The sequence below is a fragment of the Exiguobacterium acetylicum DSM 20416 genome (assembly GCF_000702605.1).
GTDB classification, from domain to species: domain Bacteria; phylum Bacillota; class Bacilli; order Exiguobacteriales; family Exiguobacteriaceae; genus Exiguobacterium_A; species Exiguobacterium_A acetylicum.
Genome location: NZ_JNIR01000001.1, coordinates 2,183,961 through 2,203,041 on the forward strand (window position 1 = coordinate 2,183,961; position 19,081 = coordinate 2,203,041).

The 19,081-nt window shown below is 48.1% G+C and carries 19 protein-coding genes, 1 pseudogene and 1 riboswitch; of the genes and pseudogenes, 10 read left to right on the plus strand and 10 right to left on the minus strand.

The window, feature by feature from the left end; translation table 11 throughout:
* Positions 1-105: 105 nt before the first annotated feature.
* Genes P401_RS0111595 through P401_RS0111615 form a run of 5 tightly spaced genes read right to left on the minus strand, consistent with a single transcriptional unit; the run spans position 106 to position 4,442 of the window.
* Positions 106-1,179, minus strand: a complete 1,074-nt coding sequence (locus tag P401_RS0111595) for an ABC transporter substrate-binding protein (protein ID WP_029342586.1) — start codon at positions 1,177-1,179, stop codon at positions 106-108.
* Between the two features lie 3 nt (positions 1,180-1,182).
* On the minus strand, positions 1,183-1,983 hold the full coding sequence (locus P401_RS0111600) for an ABC transporter permease (protein WP_029342587.1): 801 nt from the start codon (positions 1,981-1,983) through the stop codon (positions 1,183-1,185).
* On the minus strand, positions 1,983-2,792 hold the full coding sequence (locus tag P401_RS0111605) for an ABC transporter permease (RefSeq protein ID WP_029342588.1): 810 nt from the start codon (positions 2,790-2,792) through the stop codon (positions 1,983-1,985). The genes P401_RS0111600 and P401_RS0111605 overlap by 1 nt, the downstream gene beginning before the upstream one ends.
* Entirely contained in the window at positions 2,789-3,883 is a 1,095-nt protein-coding gene (locus P401_RS0111610; RefSeq protein WP_029342589.1) for an ABC transporter ATP-binding protein, read from the minus strand. The genes P401_RS0111605 and P401_RS0111610 overlap by 4 nt, the downstream gene beginning before the upstream one ends.
* Before the next feature lie 13 nt (positions 3,884-3,896).
* Positions 3,897-4,442: a helix-turn-helix domain-containing protein gene (locus P401_RS0111615; protein WP_081834740.1), complete on the minus strand. Its 546-nt coding sequence runs from the start codon at positions 4,440-4,442 to the stop codon at positions 3,897-3,899.
* 187 nt (positions 4,443-4,629) lie between these two features.
* Here P401_RS0111615 and P401_RS0111620 point away from each other — a divergent pair, with 187 nt between their 5' ends.
* From P401_RS0111620 to P401_RS0111630, 3 genes are read left to right on the plus strand one after another with little or no spacing between them, the layout of a single operon-like run.
* Complete coding sequence (locus P401_RS0111620; protein ID WP_029342591.1) at positions 4,630-5,475, plus strand: DegV family protein; 846 nt, start codon at positions 4,630-4,632, stop codon at positions 5,473-5,475.
* Positions 5,476-5,534: 59 nt separating this feature from the next.
* Positions 5,535-6,266, plus strand: a complete 732-nt coding sequence (locus P401_RS0111625) for a hypothetical protein (RefSeq protein WP_029342592.1) — start codon at positions 5,535-5,537, stop codon at positions 6,264-6,266.
* A gap of 51 nt (positions 6,267-6,317) precedes the next feature.
* Positions 6,318-6,665 carry an iron-sulfur cluster biosynthesis family protein gene (locus P401_RS0111630; protein WP_029342593.1) on the plus strand — a complete coding sequence of 116 codons (348 nt, stop codon included), beginning with the start codon at positions 6,318-6,320 and terminating at the stop codon, positions 6,663-6,665.
* A 229-nt stretch (positions 6,666-6,894) separates the two neighbouring features.
* Here P401_RS0111630 and P401_RS0111635 read toward each other — a convergent pair whose 3' ends face one another.
* The 3 genes from P401_RS0111635 to P401_RS0111645 form a co-directional block, all read right to left on the minus strand.
* On the minus strand, positions 6,895-8,937 hold the full coding sequence (locus P401_RS0111635; RefSeq protein WP_029342594.1) for a bifunctional diguanylate cyclase/phosphodiesterase: 2,043 nt from the start codon (positions 8,935-8,937) through the stop codon (positions 6,895-6,897).
* 183 nt (positions 8,938-9,120) lie between these two features.
* On the minus strand, positions 9,121-9,858 hold the full coding sequence (locus P401_RS0111640) for an anti-sigma factor (RefSeq protein ID WP_029342595.1): 738 nt from the start codon (positions 9,856-9,858) through the stop codon (positions 9,121-9,123).
* The gene (locus P401_RS0111645; RefSeq protein ID WP_029342596.1) at positions 9,839-10,402 is read right to left on the minus strand and encodes an RNA polymerase sigma factor; all 564 of its coding nucleotides are present in this window, start codon (positions 10,400-10,402) and stop codon (positions 9,839-9,841) included. Before P401_RS0111645 ends, P401_RS0111640 begins: the two co-directional genes overlap by 20 nt.
* 226 nt (positions 10,403-10,628) lie before the next feature.
* On the opposite strand from P401_RS0111645, the gene P401_RS0111650 reads away from it, so the two are divergent.
* From P401_RS0111650 to P401_RS0111660, 3 genes are all read left to right on the plus strand, one after another.
* Entirely contained in the window at positions 10,629-10,892 is a 264-nt protein-coding gene (locus P401_RS0111650; protein WP_023469359.1) for a metal-sensitive transcriptional regulator, read from the plus strand.
* 168 nt (positions 10,893-11,060) lie between these two features.
* The gene (locus tag P401_RS0111655) at positions 11,061-11,867 is read left to right on the plus strand and encodes an SMP-30/gluconolactonase/LRE family protein (protein WP_029342597.1); all 807 of its coding nucleotides are present in this window, start codon (positions 11,061-11,063) and stop codon (positions 11,865-11,867) included.
* 126 nt (positions 11,868-11,993) lie between these two features.
* On the plus strand, positions 11,994-12,722 hold the full coding sequence (locus P401_RS0111660) for an MBL fold metallo-hydrolase (RefSeq protein WP_029342598.1): 729 nt from the start codon (positions 11,994-11,996) through the stop codon (positions 12,720-12,722).
* A gap of 72 nt (positions 12,723-12,794) precedes the next feature.
* Here P401_RS0111660 and P401_RS17770 read toward each other — a convergent pair.
* Positions 12,795-14,405, minus strand: a pseudogene (locus tag P401_RS17770) (alpha-glucosidase).
* Positions 14,406-14,553: 148 nt separating this feature from the next.
* Here P401_RS17770 and P401_RS0111670 point away from each other — a divergent pair.
* From P401_RS0111670 to P401_RS0111685, 4 genes are all read left to right on the plus strand, one after another.
* Positions 14,554-15,741 (plus strand): aminotransferase class I/II-fold pyridoxal phosphate-dependent enzyme, encoded by a 1,188-nt coding sequence (locus P401_RS0111670; protein WP_029342599.1) that lies wholly within the window; start codon positions 14,554-14,556, stop codon positions 15,739-15,741.
* Positions 15,742-15,803: 62 nt separating this feature from the next.
* Positions 15,804-15,909: riboswitch (SAM riboswitch) on the plus strand.
* An 84-nt stretch (positions 15,910-15,993) separates the two neighbouring features.
* Positions 15,994-17,007: a methionine ABC transporter ATP-binding protein gene (locus tag P401_RS0111675; protein WP_029342600.1), complete on the plus strand. Its 1,014-nt coding sequence runs from the start codon at positions 15,994-15,996 to the stop codon at positions 17,005-17,007.
* A complete protein-coding gene (locus P401_RS0111680) occupies positions 16,997-17,662 on the plus strand; it encodes a methionine ABC transporter permease (protein WP_023469366.1) in 666 nt (221 codons plus the stop codon). The genes P401_RS0111675 and P401_RS0111680 overlap by 11 nt, the downstream gene beginning before the upstream one ends.
* 27 nt (positions 17,663-17,689) lie before the next feature.
* Positions 17,690-18,505, plus strand: coding sequence for a MetQ/NlpA family ABC transporter substrate-binding protein (locus P401_RS0111685; RefSeq protein ID WP_029342601.1), 816 nt, complete (start codon positions 17,690-17,692; stop codon positions 18,503-18,505).
* A 58-nt stretch (positions 18,506-18,563) separates the two neighbouring features.
* On the opposite strand, the gene P401_RS0111690 is transcribed toward P401_RS0111685, so the two are convergent.
* On the minus strand, positions 18,564-19,064 hold the full coding sequence (locus tag P401_RS0111690) for a GNAT family N-acetyltransferase (RefSeq protein WP_029342602.1): 501 nt from the start codon (positions 19,062-19,064) through the stop codon (positions 18,564-18,566).
* Between the last annotated feature and the right edge of the window lie 17 nt (positions 19,065-19,081).

Below are 19,081 nucleotides of genomic sequence, written 5' to 3' on the forward strand. Positions count from 1 at the left end.
TTCAAAAAATTATTCAGTTTTTATAGTTTTTTTCTGGGAACTTATATTTATTTTTTTGATGAGAAATAAAAAAGAACCTAGTGTCGCATGACACTAGGTTCTGCCTCATTTCTTATGCATCTTAAACTCCAAGAACAACTCATTGTAATGCGCGAGCATTTTCTTTCCGAGGTTCTCATAGACTTCAAGCGTATCAGTAACTTGTTTATCAGGATAGAATCGCTCATCGGTCCGAACCGATTTATCGAGCAGTTTCAAGCCTTCTTTGTTTGGTGTCGAATAGCCGACGTAGTCTGCGTTCTTCGCTGAAATATCAGGACGCAACATGAAGTTGATGAACTCATGTGCCCCCTCGACGTTTTTCGCTGTCTTCGGAATGACGATGTTGTCGAACCAGACGTTTGATCCTTCTTTTGGAATGACATAGTCGAGATTCTCGTTTTCACTCATGATCTCGTTTGCGTCACCAGACCAGACGACACCAAGTCCTGCTTCTTCATTTGCGAGCAATAACTTGATTTCGTCCCCGACGATTGCCTTGACGTTTGGCGTCAGGCGCATCAAGTTCGCTTTGGCTTCCTGTAGTTTCGACTCATCCGTTTCGTTCAACGAATAACCTAGACTATTCAGGCTCATCCCCATGACTTCACGAGCACCGTCAGCGAGTAGAATCTGATTCTTTAGCTTCGGATCCCAAAGGTCCTTCCAGCTCGTCGGTTTTTTCCCACCAATTAAGTCTTTATTGTAAACGATACCGACCGTTCCCCAGAAATACGGAATCGAGTACTTGTTGTTCGGATCGAACGATAAATCTAGAAAGCGTGAATCGATGTTTTTGAGATTCGGAATCTTTTGATGATCGATCGGAACAACGAGCTTCTCATCAATCATCTTCGCAATCGCATAGTCGGACGGAACGGCGATATCGTATGTCGTTCCGCCTTGTTCGATCTTCGTCAGCATCGCTTCGTTTGAATCGAATGTTTGATAGACGACCTTGATGCCGCTCTCTTTTTCAAACTGTTTGATCAGTGCTGGATCGATGTAATCGCCCCAGTTGTAGATGTTCAGGACATTTTTACCCGAATACCCTTGTGTCTCGTTCAACTGATTCAAGGTGAATAGGATGACACCTGAAATCAAGAAAATCGCGACGAACAATTGAATCAATTTTTTCAACGGTCATTTCACCTCCGGTCGCGAAAGCTTTGTAGCAGCTCGTTGGTTCAAGAAGTAGTAGCCGATGACGAGTAAGAACGTAAACAAGAAGATGACAGTCGACAAGGCGTTGATCTTCATCGAAATCCCTTGACGGGCAAGAGAGTAGATTTCTACAGATAATGTCGTAAAGCCATTTCCTGTCACAAAGAACGTCACCGCAAAATCATCAAGTGAGTACGTCAATGCCGTGAAGAAGCCGGCAAAGATACCTGGTGTAATGTACGGCAGGATGACTTTCGTCAGAACGTCCCAACGGCTTGCGCCTAAGTCACGCGCTGCATCAACGAGCGTCGGACTCATCTCCTGCAACTTCGGCAGGACGAGAATGACGACGATCGGTACCGAAAATGCGATGTGTGACAGTAAGACCGACGTAAACCCGAGCTGGATGCCAAGTAGCGTGAAGAAAATCAAGAACGATGCCCCGATGATGACATCCGGACTGACGATCAAGATGCTGTTCAGTGTTAATAATGACGTCTCGACGCGCTTCTTGCGCACGGCTTGAATTCCGATCGCTCCGAACACGCCAAGAATCGTCGAGATCGCTGCGGATAACAAGGCGATGACGAGTGTGTTCAAGACGATGATCAACAAGCGTGAGTCTTGGAAGACTTCCTTGTACCAGTCCCACGTGAACGAATCGAAGTTCGTCATGTTATCAGCACTATTAAACGAATAGAATGCCAAGTAGAAAATCGGAGCATACAAAATGATGAAGACACCGATTAAATAAAGATTTGCTAGTTTCAGACGTTTCATCAAGTCGTCGCTCCTTTCTTCCGTTTCGTGCTCGTTAACGCAAGGATGATTGCCATCGCGATGATGAGGAAGACGGCAATCGTCGCTCCCATGCCCCAGTTTTGCGTTACGAGGAACTGCTGTTCAATCGCTGTACCGAGCGTGATGACGCGGTTCCCGGCAATCAGACGCGTAATCATGAACAGCGATAATGCCGGAATGAAGACGAGCTGACAGCCCGATTTCACACCATCAAGCGTCAACGGGAAGACGACACGGCGGAACGTCGTGAAGTTCGATGCTCCAAGGTCACGTGCAGCGAAGACGAGTGACGGACTCAATTTTTCGATCGCGTTGAAGATCGGTAGGATCATGAACGGAATGAAGATATAGACCGATACGAAAACAAAACTGAAGTCGGTAAAGAGAATCTGTTGTCGCCCGATCCCAATCGCTTCAAGCGTTTGGTTCGCGAGACCATACGTACTGAACAATCCGATGAAGGCATAAGCTTTCAGCAATAAGTTGATCCACGTCGGCAAGATGATCAGCAATAGCCACAACTGTTTATGCTTCGTTTTCGTTAACAAGTAAGCGGTTGGATAACCGATCAAGAGCGAAAACACCGTGATCAAAAACGCATACCAGAACGAGCTGAGTGTCATCGTCAAATACGTCGACGTAAAGAAGTTCTGGTAGTTCTCAAATGAGAAGTTGCCATCCAAATCAAGGAACGAATAGTAGACGACGAGTACGATTGGTGCAATGACAAACAAGGCAATCCAGAATAGATACGGAATGAGATACCAGTTACGTGATTTTTGCATCATAACACCCCGTCGTAAGATTCCAGACGCTTATCGAATTCTTCTTCCGTCTCGTTCAATCGCATGACGTGAATCGCTTCCGGATCAAATGTCAGACCGATTTGCTCACCCACCGTCGCCTTTTTCGTACTGTGAACGAGCCATTCGTTGCCGACTTCATCCATACAAGCGATCTCATAGTGCACGCCACGGAAGAGTTGCGAATCGACCGTGACTTGTAGTTTCCCTTGTGTCACGTTCGTGATTTCAAGATCCTCCGGACGGATGACGATCTCGACCGGTTCGTTTAGTTCAAGACCACGGTCGACACATTCGAATTCCTTTTCTGCGAACCAGACTCGGTAATCTTCCACCATTCGGCCTGGAATGATGTTCGACTCACCGATGAAATCAGCGACGAAGCGGTTGATCGGTTCGTCATAGATATCTGTCGGTGTTCCAGACTGTTGGATGACACCGTGATTGAGGACGAAGATTTCATCTGACATCGCGAGTGCTTCTTCTTGATCGTGCGTGACGAAGATGAACGTGATCCCTAGACGACGTTGTAAGTCGCGGAGCTCATACTGCATCTCCGTCCGTAGTTTTAAATCGAGTGCTGAGAGTGGTTCATCAAGCAGGATGACTTCCGGCTCATTGACGATCGCCCGAGCAATCGCAACACGTTGCCGTTGTCCACCCGACATCTCGGTGATTTCTCGTTTCTCATACCCCGACAAGTTGACGAACTTCAACGCGTCGGTCACGCGTTTTGCGATATCCGCTTCTTTTACCTTCTTAATGCGAAGACCGAAGGCGATGTTTTCGAAAACGTTCAAGTGCGGGAAGAGTGCATAGTCTTGGAAAACAGTATTGACTTGACGTTTGTTCGCCGGCACATCGTTGATTCGTTTTCCGTTGAAGATGATGTCTCCTTCTGTTGCTTCCGAAAAGCCAGCAATCAGTCGTAAGATCGTCGTTTTCCCACAACCCGATGGTCCGAGTAACGTATAGAACTTCCCGCGTTCGATTTCAAAGCTGACTTGGTCGAGGACGGTCTGATCGTCGTATCGTTTCGTGACGTCCTTGAATTGAATGATCGTAGTATCTGCCAATCTAGTTCCTCCTTTATAAGTATGAGTCAGTCGCAGTCACGAGGACCTTCGTCTCTTGTGTCGACTCATTGCGTAATTGATGAATTTCTGAAGCCTTATAGTAAAGTGTCTCCCCTTGATTCGCTACAAAAGACTGATGACCAAGCGTCAGCGTGACGCTTCCTGCCAGCACGTAGACGAATGTTTCAGCACCCGACGGTTCATATGTCTTGAATGCTCCATCTGGTGCGAGTGTCAGCAAGACCGGTTCCATCTCTTTTTCGTTCGATTCTGGAATGAGCCATGTGACATGATACCCTTGCTCCTCATCGGCATACGTCGTGACATCCTCTTCCCCATAGACGACTTTTTGATTGAGTGTGTCCTCATCAAAAAAATCCTTCGGGGAGATGCCAAGGACCTCAAGGAGATGAAACAGCGTCTCGATCGACGGTGAACTGATTTCCCGTTCGAGTTGCGAGATATAACCTTTACTCAGGTCTGTTCTTTCCCCTAGTTCCTCTTGCGTCAATCCCTTTTGAAGACGGAGGTTCTTGATTTTTTGTCCGATTGAGTACAATCGACGTCCTCCTCTCATCGGCTTAGTTTAGTATAAGATGACTAAAAGTTTACTAATTACGTACCGATTATAGCGTATTTCATTATTTAATCAACTAAAACGTTCAATATTTTTTAATGTTCATTTGACAGCGAGAACGCTTACACCTACAATTAATATCAGGTACTAATTTAAGGAGGAACTTGTTATGCGGATCGCTTGGATCACTGATAGTACAACGATTTTACCGGATACGATTGCTCAGCGCGATGATCTTTCGGTTGTCCCTTTACTCGTCATGAAGGATGGTGAAAGTTTCGTCGATGGTGTCGATGTTAATGCGGAGACTGTCTACAGCTGGATTGATGCAAAACACAAGGTAACAACGAGCCAACCTTCGATCGGTAGTTTCACCGAGCATTATGAACGGTTGAAAGAAGAATATGATGTCGGTTTTGCTGTTCACTTATCGAGTGAACTGAGCGGAACGTACAGCGCTTCCGTTCAAGGGGCAGAGATTGCTGGTTTTCGTCTGATTGCGATCGATTCCCGCTGTGGCATTTACCCAGCCGGTCAACTTCTGGCAGAAGCAATTGAACTCGTCGAAGCGGGGCACTCGATCGAATCCGTCGAACAGATCATTCTCGAGCGTCGTTTCGATCACCACATTGAATTCACGGTTGCGAACCTCGATCAATTACAAGCAGGAGGACGCATCTCTTCGACGAAGGCATTCGTCGGTAACCTATTGCAGCTTCGCCCGTTATTCCACTTTGAAGAAGGAAAGATCGTTCCTTATCAAACCGTCCGGACATTCAAGAAAGCCCATTCGAAGATTTTTGATCATCTCGTCGCGATTATTGAACAGGGTCAAGTGACCGATATTTCTTTATTCCATGCGACAGCGCATGAACTGGCACTCGAATGGAAACAACGCCTCGAATCGAAGTACGATGTGCGTGTCCGCATTGATGACTTAACACCGGTTCTCGGTTCGCATACGGGGAACCCAGCCATTGGGATGTCCTTTTTGAACCCGACGCGCCGACCTTGATGACTAATGAAAATGATTTTTGGGTAAACCTTCTTTAGAGAATAAAGGAGGTTTTTCGTTTGAAAAATAATAAATGGATTTGGCTCAACTGGGTCGGCTTCATCTTCACGATTGCCGTGAACGCTCTCGATGGAGGAAAGACGGGACGGATTTCCGACTCGATCATCACATTGTTCAAACCTGCTGGGTATGCATTCTCGATTTGGGGATTGATTTATGCGGTATTACTCATCTGGTTGATTTTACAATCGATTCCGAAATTCAAGGAACACGAACTCGCGAAAAAAATCGGACCATGGTTCTTAATCAGCTGTCTGTTCAACGCGGGTTGGATCGTCTCGTTCACGTTTGAACTGTTCGTTGTCTCGGTCGTCGTCATCGTCGGTCTATTGCTGTCATTGATCGTGATCTACTCAAAAATTGATCGTGAGACGAAAGGGTTACGCTTCAAGTTACCCTTCTCGCTTTATCTCGGCTGGGTATCAGTCGCGACGATTGCTGATATCTTCCTGACGATCAACGCAGAAGGTGTGACATCTTGGCTCGGAATCGGAGATGCGGGTTGGACGATGATCATACTTGTCGTCGGAGTCATCATTGCGCTTCTCTTCATGTTCGCTAACCGTGATCCGATTTATCCGCTCGTCTTCGTCTGGGCATACATCGCGATCAATTTCGAGTCCGATAACGGTCTCGTCGATACGACGGTTCTCGGTAGTGTCGTCTTATTGTTAGCCGGTTACATCTTCCTTCTCGTCCGGATGCGCCGCCAGGTCAGCGTGAGCAAGTGACGTTCTTTTCCGCTACAAACGGCGTATACTAAGGTAAAGGAGTGAATGACCATGAACATCACATTTACACCATCTGCTCAGGAGCGGATCCGCCAATTACGCGGTGAAGTATCCGGTCAACTGCACCTCTATTACGATACAGAGGGTTGCGGTTGCGGAAACTCTGGTATTTTCAGTATTCGTATCGTCGATGAAGCGACACCGGAAGACATGACGATCGACTCGAACGTTGGTCCCGTTCTCGTCAAACGGTGGTCGAGCCATTTCCTCGATCAAGAAATGACACTCGATTACAACGCAGAGAAAAAATCCCTCATCTTAAAAAGTGATGGACAATACTTCAATACGAATGTGCTCGTGACGGATCAGACAGGCTGTGTGCTGACGGTTCGTTCATAAGCACAGATGAAAAAGGCAACTTCCGTCGTGGAAGTTGCCTTTGTTTGTGTTCGAACAGACAGTTGCTGCGTTGAAAGCTGGATTGCCTGAGTATAGTTAAATGTACTGGATGTCTGTCTGCATCGTGCACGAGCTGGTGAAACCCAGCGCTTTGCGTCCCCCCAGACGTCGCATGCATCGTCCTCGCATGCTTATCTAGTATACGAACGAAAGTCGTGTTTGGATTGCCTCATCCGACATTTAGAACCGTTTCTTCAATCGTCCGCTGGTTTAGATCCTTGACGTGCATCGGTCTACTGTAATAGTAGCCTTGACCATAATCGCAACCGAGGCGTTTCAAGAAAAGATGCTGCTCAAGTGTCTCGACACCTTCCGCGACGACTTCGATCCCAAGACTTTTCGCGAGTTGGATGATCATTTCCGTAATCGCCGTTCCTCGTTCATCATGCGGTACTTCATCGATGAACGACTTGTCGATCTTCAGGATATCAATCGGAAGATGCTTCAGGTGCGTTAGCGACGATAGACCGGTTCCAAAGTCGTCAAGTGCAATCGTCAAACTAAGTTGTTTCAATTCACCAAGCATCGTCATCGCTCGGTCGAGGTTCTCCATGACGGACGTTTCCGTGATTTCGAGCTGTAGTTGCAATTCACTTCCATTCTTTAAGGAATGGTGAACGATTTCTTTGATCATTACGTTGTGCGACTCGGACCGGAAGTGCATCGCGGATAAGTTGACAGAGACTTGGCGAATGAAATAATCTTCCTTCTTCCAAATTTCCATCTGTGCGACGGTCTCTTTTAGTACCCACTCCGTTAAACGATGAATCAGACTATATTTCTCAGCCAGCGGGATGAACTCTGCCGGTGAGATGAAACCGAACTTCGGATGATTCCAGCGAATCAAGACTTCTGCTTGATCGACCTTTCCTGTAGCGAGTGCGATTTTCGGTTGGTAAACGAGGGCGAACTCCTTGAAGTCCGTCATCGCTCGGCGTAACGAACCGACGATCAATTGCTCTCTGCGATCCGAGTGTAGCGTTTCATCATACACGATGAAGCGGTCGCGCCCCTCGTTTTTTCCAGCACGTAACGCACTCTCCATCTGACCAATCCGCATCTCAAGCGATTCCTTCGTATTTGGTAAGATGACGCCCATCGTCGCTGTCAGATGGACTGCCTGATCTTCGAGGTCGATCGGTTGACGCACGTCCTCTAAAATCTGTTCGAATACCTCTGTCATATCTTCCTGCGAGACACGTTTGATCAGGAAGAACTGCGTACCATTGTAACGGATACATGCTTCATCTTCCTTTAGCGTCCGTAGCATCCGCTCCGCGAACTGGCGGATGACGGCATCACCCTTATCAAAACCGAATGTATCATTGACCCATTTGTATCCATCCAGATCAAGTAATGCCATCGCCATTTCCTGTTTCGATCGACCATAATGGGTATCGACCTTCGCCATATGATGATCGAGCCACCGGCGATTATGCAGCCCCGTCAAATGATCGGTATACGCCATCATTTGCAGTGCTCGACGTTCAAGATGAATATAAAGACCTGCAATCAAGATGACGATCAAGAAGACGGGAATCGCGACTTCGTTCAAGATATTCGACGTGATCGGAGTATCCCCGATGATTCCGGCATTAGTAGATGGAATACAAAACGAGGTGCCAAGCATCCCGACATAATGCATCGACGAGATGGCAAACCCCATCACGATCGCGATGGGAATCAGAATGCGTTTCTTATCGACATGTCGCAAACGATGAAGTAGTAGCAAGGCGATATAGGCGACCGTGACAGCAATCAAGACTGATAAGAGAAATAAGCTTGTCTCATACCGGACGGTTCCGCCGAACTCCATTGCCATCATCCCGAGATAATGCATCATGGCGATTCCGCCCCCCATCAGTCCTCCCGCTAAAATGACTTTCTTGCGTGTAATCACCGACGAATACAACAGATGGAAGGCAATGAAAGCAGCCAAAATGGCGGGAATAACGGACAAGAACATTAAAAACCAATCATAGCGAACCGTAACCGACAGCGCGAACGCGCCCATCCCGACGAAATGCATTCCCCAGATCGATAATCCCATCGTTAACGACGATAGAAACAAAGCACGCTTCTTTAAGGCAGTGGCCTTCGCCAGACGCCGATTTAACTCTAGTGAGCCGTATGATCCAATGATGGCAACAAGCACCGACAACACGACCAATGTCACTTCGTAATGTTTCGTTAAGATAATCCATTCATTCATTGTATGAGGCCTCTCTTTGTGGATTGTCATTCTCCTAACTATCGTCTGCTCGGTCTCATTTCTTCAGTAAAAATTAGAAATTCATTCGATTTCTTATCATTTCAACGCGTATTTACTTATTCCATTCAGCACCTTGCACAAAAAAAGCGAATCCGTACGAGACGGATCCGCTAAACTTCATTCTTATAACGCAACCGATGCGACGATTTCGCCTGTCGGTTTTTCTAAATCCGGTTCGGGTTCAACCGTAATGGCGACCGCGTCCACTTTGCCGTCTCCTTTAAGTGGGAAGACAGCTGCTGCTTCTCCATCTTTTTCGATGACACCGTTCGCAGTAGGTGTTTCGCCTTCGATCGTCCATAACTGATAAAGTTGCCCTTCTTGAAGGGGTGGTAAATCTTTTAACTGAACCAGCATGTACGATTTATCGTTTTGTGTGAAAATCATGCTCGATCCTTTGATGGACTCTGTGCTTTCGAAGTTCCCCATCCCTTTGATTTCATCCATCGCTAACGTCTCAGGTGTATCCGTACTTTCTTCCTGTGAGAGGAAGTAGGCATTCGCACCAAGTGAGAGAATCAAGGCGGCGGCGATACTCATCAACCAGCCGAGTGGGACACTCTTTTTCTTCGTTTGTTGCTGACGTGCTTGTTTGATGTCTACCGGAGTAGTCATCGGTGCTTCCTTCGGAGATGCTGTCTCTGCTGAACCAAGGACTTCTCCAAGAATCCGTGCTTTCATACCTGCAGGAACGGGTCGCTCCGGAAGCGATTCAGCGATGGGAAGCATGAGTTCTTCCATTTCTAAAAGCGCTTCACGACATTCTTCGCACGTCGCAAGATGCGCTTCGAACGCGTCGCGATCTGCTGCGGATAATGTTCCATTGAAATAATCGATTAAGTCATGACAACGTTCTTCCATCTCGTTCCCTCCCATCCATTCGTTTTCGTAATGCTTGAATCGCGCTCCTGATTCGCGTCTTGACCGTTCCAAGAGGTAAATCGAGCTGCTCTGAAATCTGTTGCTGCGTCATACCCTGGAAGTAAACGAGTTCAATCAGCTCTTGCTGTTCGGGTTTCAGTTCACTAACCGCCCCGCGCACTTCAGCAGCCGTTTCCCGCTGCATGACCGTCCGCTCGACCGGCTCGTCATATCCACCATCGCGCTCCTCGACTTCGATTGTCGGTTGTCGTTTTTCGCGACGGAGACAATCAAGTGCCGCGTTACGTGTAATCGTTAAAATCCACGATGAAAACTTTCCTTTTTGTGTATCAAAATCAACACGACCATTCCAAATCTTCATCCATACTTCTTGTATGACTTCTTCGGACAACCGGTCATTATTCGTAAAGCGATGGGCGAATGAGAACAACAGCCTCTCGTACTTATCGTACAATGTCTCGAGAGCTTGCTCATCACCGCTACGCATCAGATGATAAAGCGATTCATCGGATTGAGTGTGCATCCTTCTCCTCCTTCTGATGTCAGCCTTATCATATAGTATACGCAAGCTGACACCAAATCGTTTTCGATTTTATCAAATTTCTAAGTAAAAAACTTCACCACATCCATATTCCCTCATTCTATCAAAAATATAGCTTAAAATTCTGTTGAATTGACAGCGATACCGTAATGGGCATAGCATAAAGATACTACATGACGTCAGGTCAACGGGAATCGGAGGAATAATAATGGATTATGATCGGAAGATGAAGAACCGTGTTAGTCGGATCGAAGGACAGCTACGAGGCATTTTACGGATGATGGAAGAAGGGCAAGATTGCCGCGATGTCATCACCCAGCTTTCCGCTGCCCGTTCCGCGATTGACCGGACGATCGGCGTCGTCGTCAGTTCGAATCTAATTGAGTGCGTCAAGGACGCCGAACAAAATGGCGATGGACAAACCGAGGAACTCGTCAAGGAAGCGGTCAACTTGCTCGTTAAGAGCCGCTGATATAACGCTCGTAGGATAGTCTGCTTTGATAGCAGGCTATTTTTTTTAGACGTTTATTTAGTATACCAGCTGTTTGATCCAGGTTTGATTGCGCGTCAAAACAGGTATACTAAATTGTTATTATCTGGACTGCTCGTAAAAGGTGTCCACTTAGGAGGAAGAGTACTTATGACCGTTTCCCTATTCATTGATGTCGCATGTAAGACAGGCGAATCTCCTGTTTACGACGCAAAAACAAAGCGCTTTTATTTCGTTGATATTCCGAATCAACTTCTTTTTTCATATGACCTCGTCACAGAAGCGCTCAAACCGTATACGTTACCAAGCGCCATCACATCGATTGCCTTGACCGATGCACCGGATTTATTACGTGTCACGGCTGAACACGGATTCGGAACGTTTGATCTCAAAGAAGGACACTTGTCTCTTGAGCATCAACTGTCGTTACCCGATTCCGACCGAATGAACGACGGAAAGCTTGATCCGACCGGACAATATGTTGCCGGTAGCATTAATGAAGAAGACGGCAAGACCGCTGGATTGTTCCGTCTGCGTCACGATGGTTCCATCGATGTCTTGCACGAAGACTTAACGAACTCGAATGGACTCGTCTGGTCAGAAGATGGCAAGACGCTCTATCACATCGATACACCGACGAAAAAAGTCTATGCCTTTGACTACGCTCCAGACGCACCACTTTCGAATAAGCGTGTCGCCGTTGACCTTGAAGAGGAAGAAGGGTTCCCGGATGGTATGACGAAGGACGCGGAAGGTCACGCTTGGATCGCACATTATGCTGGATCATGCATCACCCGGTGGGATCTTGCGACAGGCGAAAAATTGGATCATGTCGACTTCCCAGTCGCAAATCCGACGTGTCCGATTTTCTATGAAGATCGATTGCTCGTCACGACCGCTGCTAATGGAGATGATGCACCACACGCTGGTGCCGTCTTCGCCGTAACATTTGAATGATTCGTAGAGGAGGGATCATCTTTTTAGAGGTGATGCCTCTTTTTCCACACAATTCGTCTAGACGCATCTAAAAAAACAGACGATACTAAAGAAGAAGACTATTCATTTTTTAAAGGAGTGAAGCCGATGCGTGTCACGACAATCGAACGTTTACACCAATTGCAGACGACCCCATCCTTTTTCCCGGTCAACTGCTACCTGTTTGAAGAAGTAGACAGTTTAACATTGATTGATGCCGGACTCGGAATCAACGCAAAGGCGCTCTATCACTACATTCGACAGCAAGAGAAACCACTCGGTGCAATCATCCTGACTCATGCGCACGCCGATCATGTCGGCTCACTTGATTTCCTGGCGAACGCCTTCCCACTCGCTGAAGTCTGTATCAGTTACCGAGATGCTGCATTGCTCAGCGGGGATGAGACGCTACGAGAAGGTGAAACGACACCCTTAAAAGGGGGCATTCCGAAAAACATCAAAACGCGACCGGATCGATTACTCGAGAGTGGTCAACAAGTCGGTAGTCTCAGTGTCATCGCCTCACCCGGCCATACACCTGGCTCAATCTCGCTTTGGCATGAAGGAAGCCGGACCTTGATCGCTGGAGATGCTTTTCAGACGCAAGGTGGACTTGCCGTCTCCGGTGATGTCCGTTGGCAATTCCCGTTCCCCGCACTCGCGACATGGGATCCGGACGTTGCCCTTCGCTCAGCTGATCAACTGACGGAACTGTCTCCAGATATTCTTGCCGTCGGACACGGTCCCCTCATTCTCGGACCGAGTTACGAGATGCGACAAGCCGTCGATCGATTCACTCAGGTCTTACAGACGAAAAAATCATCACCTTTCAAATAATATACGCATATGAAAAACATCCGCGAACGTGTTCCTGATATGTCGCGGATGTTTTTTCGTTCAACAGACGACTCACTTCTGTTCTGTAACAGTATAACGGTAGACGCGTGCTTCATAGGGACGCAAGATATCCGGACTATCCGGATAGTTTGATACGAGCAATTTTTCATGTGGTAAAACGAGGGCAGTCTGCATCGGTTCATCATGCACGTTGAGGACGATCCGCCAGACCTCTCCCTCTAGTTCCCGCTCATAGATATAGAGATATGGATCATGGAGTGCTAAGTCTCGGTACGTACCGTAGACCATAATCGGATGATCCTTTCGCATCTGAATCAACGATCGGTAAAAAGCAAGCACGGACGATGGATCGGCTTCTGCCTGCGCGACATTGATGTCTGTATAATTCGGATTGACCGCTAACCATGGTTTCCCACTCGTAAAACCGGCTTCATGCGTGTCGTCCCACTGCATCGGCGTGCGGGAGTTATCGCGGGCGAGTAACTGCATCGATGAGAGTACGACCTCCGGGTCCTCTCCACCAGCAACGCGTTCTTCGTATCGATTGCGAAAGGCGACGTCTTGATAGAGCGATGGATCTGAGAAACGAATCCCCGTCATGCCGATTTCTTCTCCTTGGTACACGTACGGAATGCCAGGTAACGTATGCAACATCAAACCGAGTAATTTCGCACTCTCGACCCGGTACCGTTCACTGCCGAATCGTGTCACTTGTCGCGTATGATCATGGTTGTTGAGGAACTGTGAATTGACACCTAGTGGGTATAAGACGTCGTACCAGCGTTTCTGAATTTCCTTGAATCGTAAGAGATCCATTGCCTCCATGTCGTCCGCGATTTCGAAGTGAAACAGCGTCCGAAGTTCTTCTCGTTCTTCACTGACATATAACAGACCGTCTTCCGGACCAACGAACGGAATCTCACCGACTGTGAATAAATCTTTTCCCGCAAGGACGTTCGCATGCATCTCCTGCAGGAAGTCATGCACGCCTGGCTGATTTCCAAGGTACGATAGATCAAACGGATTGGCGACATCCTCGAACGACCGTTTTTTGATCAAGTTGATGACATCCATCCGGAAGCCGTCAATCCCTTGAGCGATCCACCAGTTCATCATATCGTAGATCGCTTGCCTCACAGCTGGGTGCTCTCAGTTTAAGTCTGGCTGTTCTTTTGCGAAGGAATGAAAATAATACTGCCCGCGCTCTTCACTCCACGTCCACGGGCTTGGCGCAAAGTAGGAGCGCCAATTGTTTGGAGGCGTATCTTTCGTGCCATCCTGCCAGATATACCAGTCTTCCTTATCGTTGATCCGCTCCCGCGACTGACGGAACCAGTCATGCTGGTCACTTGTATGGTTCACGACTAAATCGAGAATGACCTTCAATCCACGGGCATGAGCGGTCGTGATCAACTCCTGTAGATCTCCCATCGTTCCGGCTTTTTCCATGATCCCGTAATAATCGGCAATATCATAACCGTTATCGACGTCCGGTGAACGATAACATGGATTCAACCAGACGACATCGACACCTAGTGAAGCGATGTAATCAAGCTTGTCGATGACACCTCGCAAATCACCGATCCCATCCCCGTTCGAATCTTTAAAGCTACGCCAGTAGACTTGATAGACGACTGCCTCTTTCCAGTTAGCTCGCTTCATCTCCTCACTCCTCTCCCTACTCTTTATTCCCGCTCCACTTATCTGTACCTGTTTATCCGACAATTTTTTTGAATTTCGAAAAAGTTCTTTTCTTTTGACTGAATATTCGTTATCCTTGACGACAATACCACGAAGGAGGCATTCATCCATGAAACATTTCGCTCCATCCATCGCCATTGATCGGCTTCCTGCTCCCGTTTTCGCTGAGCTCGCAAACCGAATCGGTGCTGTAAAAGCTGCCGGACACGATGTCATCACACTTGGTCAAGGAACACCCGATCAAACGACGCCCGTACATATTCTCGATGCGTTAAAACAAGCCATCGACGAGCCAACAAACCTTCAATATCCACCGTTTCGTGGCCATGATTTTCTAAAACAAGCCGTCGCCAGCTTTTATGCGACTGAATTCGGCGTCACGATCGATCCGGCAACGGAAGTCGCGATTCTCCTCGGCAGTAAAGCCGGAATCGTCGCCTTACCGCAGACGATCGTCAACCCTGGAGAAGGTGTCATCGTCCCCGATCCAGGATACCCGGATTACCTGTCTGGCGCCGCACTTGCTGGCGCATTCCCGATTACGCTTCCGTTGCTCGAGAAAAACGGTTTCTTACCCGATTACGACTTACTTGATACGACGGATGTCGAGCGTGCCCGGATGTTGTTCCTCAACTACCCGAGTAATCCGACAGGCGCTACGGCGACGGCAGAAGCCTTCGAACAGACAGTCGCTTTCGCCGATGCCCATGATATCTGTGTCGTCCATGACTTAGCATACGGCGGCATCAGTTTCGATGGTCCGACGCGAAGTTTCCTGCAAACGGAAGGTGCAAAAGACGTCGGGATCGAGCTATTCTCACTCTCAAAACGCTTCAACATGTCAGGCTTCCGGATTGCCTTCGCAATCGGAAATCCGTCCGTCATCTCAAGCATCGAGACGTATCAGGAACATCTTTACGTCAGTGCCTTCACACCGATTCAACATGCTGCGACCGTCGCTCTGACGAGTGACCAGACATGTGTCCGTGAGTTAAATAGCTTGTATGAAACACGACGTGATGCATTGTTCGCAAAACTTGATGCGATCGGTTGGAGTGGACCACGTCCGGGCGGTTCCTTCTTCGTCTGGCTGCCTGTTCCTGAAGGTTACACGTCCCAGAGCTTCACCGATCATCTGCTTGACGAAGCACATGTCGCCGTGACGCCTGGATCATTCTTCGGCGAATACGGTGAAGGCTACGTCCGGATCAGTCTGATTGCTGATGTCGAACGATTGGAAGAGGCCGTCGACCGAATCGGAACGCTCAACCTATTCCGGACACCTGTTGCGGAATAATTCTGAAAAAATATTTGACAGATGGGAATCATTTCCGTTAAAGTAAATCCCAACAGCATAACTACTTATCGAGAGCGACCGAGGGATTAGGCCCAACGACGTCCGGCAACCACCTATCAGGAACGGTGCCACATCCTACAGAATGGATTTCATTCTGAGAGATAAGTTACGAAATCTTACACTTTCGTCGCTTTTTTCTGGTTGCTCTGCTACTAGGAAAAAGCGACTTTTTTTGTACAAGGAGATGAGCGGATGATTGAATTCAAACAGATTACAAAACGGTTCGTCCGAGACCGGACTCCGATTTTCGCATTACGAGATGTTGATTTGACGATTCAAAAAGGAGAAATCTTCGGGATCATCGGTGAATCCGGTGCCGGTAAAAGTACATTGCTTCGCCTGATCAACGGGCTCGAGCACCCGACACAAGGAACCGTCAAGGTCGACGGTGTCTCGCTCGGCGGGATGTCAAAAGCGGACTTACGTCAACTTCGTTTGCGGACAGGGATGATTTTTCAACATTTCCAATTGATCCAGTCGCGCAACGTCGCGGATAACATCGCTTTTGCACTCAAGGCTGCTGGCGTCAAACGAGCAGATTTCCCGGAGCGCATTCGCGAACTCGTCTCGCTCGTCGGACTTGAAGGATTTGAGACGAACTTCCCGAGTCAATTAAGCGGTGGGCAGAAACAGCGCGTTGGGATTGCCCGGGCACTCGCAAACAATCCGACCGTTTTGTTATGTGATGAAGCGACATCAGCTCTTGACCCGGTCACGACGCTTCAGATTCTTGATTTGTTAAAAGATTTGAATGAACGACTCGGATTGACGATCGTCCTCATCACGCATGAAATCGATGTCGTCAAACAGATTTGTCATCGTGTCGCCGTCATGTCGCAAGGGGAAGTCGTCGAAGTCGCCTCTACCTATGACTTGTTCAGCCAAGCCAAACATCCGGTGACGCAACATTATGTCGACACGGCGTTACAAATCGAGCTACCGGAACGCATCTTACAAGCGACACCGGGAAAAATCATCCGCTTGCAGTTCACAGGCGAGAAGACCGGCGAGAGTACGTTATCAGAAGCAATCCGCCGTTACGATATCTCAGTCAGCATCTTGCACGGCAAGGTCGACTACATTCAAGACGTCGCCTTCGGTGTCCTGATTGTCAGCTTGACGGGATCATCCGACCAAATCGCTCCTGCCCTCGACTGGCTCGCGACGGAACTTCACGCACTCGAGGTGATTCAGGATGTGGCTTGATCGTATTCAAACGATGTTACCTGAGCTCTTGAAGGCACTCGGCGAGACGGCATGGATGGTCGGAATTTCACTCGCCTTCGCATTGGTCGTCGGGATTCCGCTCGGGATTCTCTTGTTCGTCACCGACCGCGGATTATTTTTTCAAAACCTTGCCGTCCGACGTGTTCTTGATTTCGTCGTCAACATCGTCCGGTCGCTACCGTTCATCATCTTGCTGGTTGCCCTCATTCCGTTAACGAAGTTCTTGCTCGACAATACGATTGGTCCGACGGCAGCGTCCGTCAGCCTTAGTGTCGCAGCGATTCCGTTTCTCGCACGCCTCGTCGAAACATCACTACGTGAGATTCCGCCTGGTCTAATCGAAGCAGCGGAAGCCTGTGGGGCGAAACCATTGCGGATCATCGTCAGCGTCCTCTTACCGGAAGCACTCCCTGGCATCATTCAGGGCATCACATTAACGACGATCAGCTTGATCGGCTTCTCAGCGATGGCTGGTATCGTCGGCGGCGGTGGTGTCGGTGACCTCGCGATCCGTTTCGGTTACTATCGCTACGATAATCTCATCATGATCGTGACGATCGTCGTGCTCATCGTCATCGTTCAAAGTATTCAAGCACTTGGCAATCAACTGGCGCGAAAAACAGATAAACGCTAATCATACATATAAAGGGAGAGTGGAATCATGAAAAAACGATATGCCTTTTTAGCAACAGCCTTACTCGGTGCAGGAGTCCTCGCAGGATGTGGAGACAGCAGTGCTGATGAAAAAGACAAGACGATCAAGATCGGGGCGACGAGCGGTCCGTATAGCGACATGGTCAAACAAGCGATCCAGCCACAACTCGAAAAGAAAGGCTACAAAGTCGAAATCGTCGAGTTCAGCGATTACATCCAACCGAACATCGCCCTCGGTAGCGGAAACATCGACGCCAACTTGTTCCAACACTCGATCTATCTCAAGACGTTTTCTAAAGAAAAGAACCTCGATTTAAAAGGACTCATCACGGTCCCGACAGCACCGATGGGACTATACAGCAAGACAGCGAAGACACTCGACGACGTCAAGACCGGTGCTGAAGTCGCGACGCCGAATGATCCGACGAACCAAGCACGGGCACTGAACTTGCTTGCGGAACAAGGCTGGATTGAACTTAAGCCGGATGTCGATCCACTGACCGTTTCAGAGAAAGATATCGTCAAGAATCCGAAGAAACTCGTCATCAAACCACTCGAAGCGGCTCAATTGCCACGTGCTGTCGAAAGTGTCGATATCTCAGCTGTTCCAGGGAACTTCGCGCTTGCTGCGAAATTCGACTTACTCGATGCGTTAGCGCTTGAGACGATGGACGAACAATACCGTAACCTCGTCGCTGTCCAAACGAAAGATGCGGACAAACAAGTCGCAAAAGACTTAAAAGCAGCCGTCGAATCGGACGCCTTCAATACAGTCATCGAAAAATCATTTAAAGGCTTCAGCAAGCCTGAATGGGCAAACTGATGCAAAAATGACTGGATTTCAAGGAGAGATCATCTCTTTGAATTCCGGTCATTTTGTGTTAGAACCGATACCACATCAGTTCTTCATCATGATACGTGTCATCGATTTTCAGCGCCCGTGGTTCAATCGCGTATGATTCAAAACCAAGTGAGCGATATAACGCTTTAGCAGCTTCATTCGTCCGGACGACCGAGAGATGGACTTGCTCAATCACAGGACGCTGCTTTAATGTACGACGTAATGCCTCTTGTACGAGTTGTCGTCCGACCTGTTGCTTTCGAGTGCGTGGCGTGACGTACATCGCAAATAGATTCGCCCGATGTTTCATCTTCACTGGCTCTAAACAGACGATGGTGACGACACCGACGAGTTCTCCTTCATGAAACGCACCGAACGTCGATGCCTGTTCACTTTTGAGACGCGTTGCGTACTGTTCGACCGGTCGATCTTTTTCTGCTTCATAATCAGAACCGAATGCTTCCGGATGATTCTGCAACGCCTCTAATCGTAACGCCTTATACAGTACTGCATCTTCTGCCGTCAATTGACGTATTTCCAACTGTTCCACCTCCTACC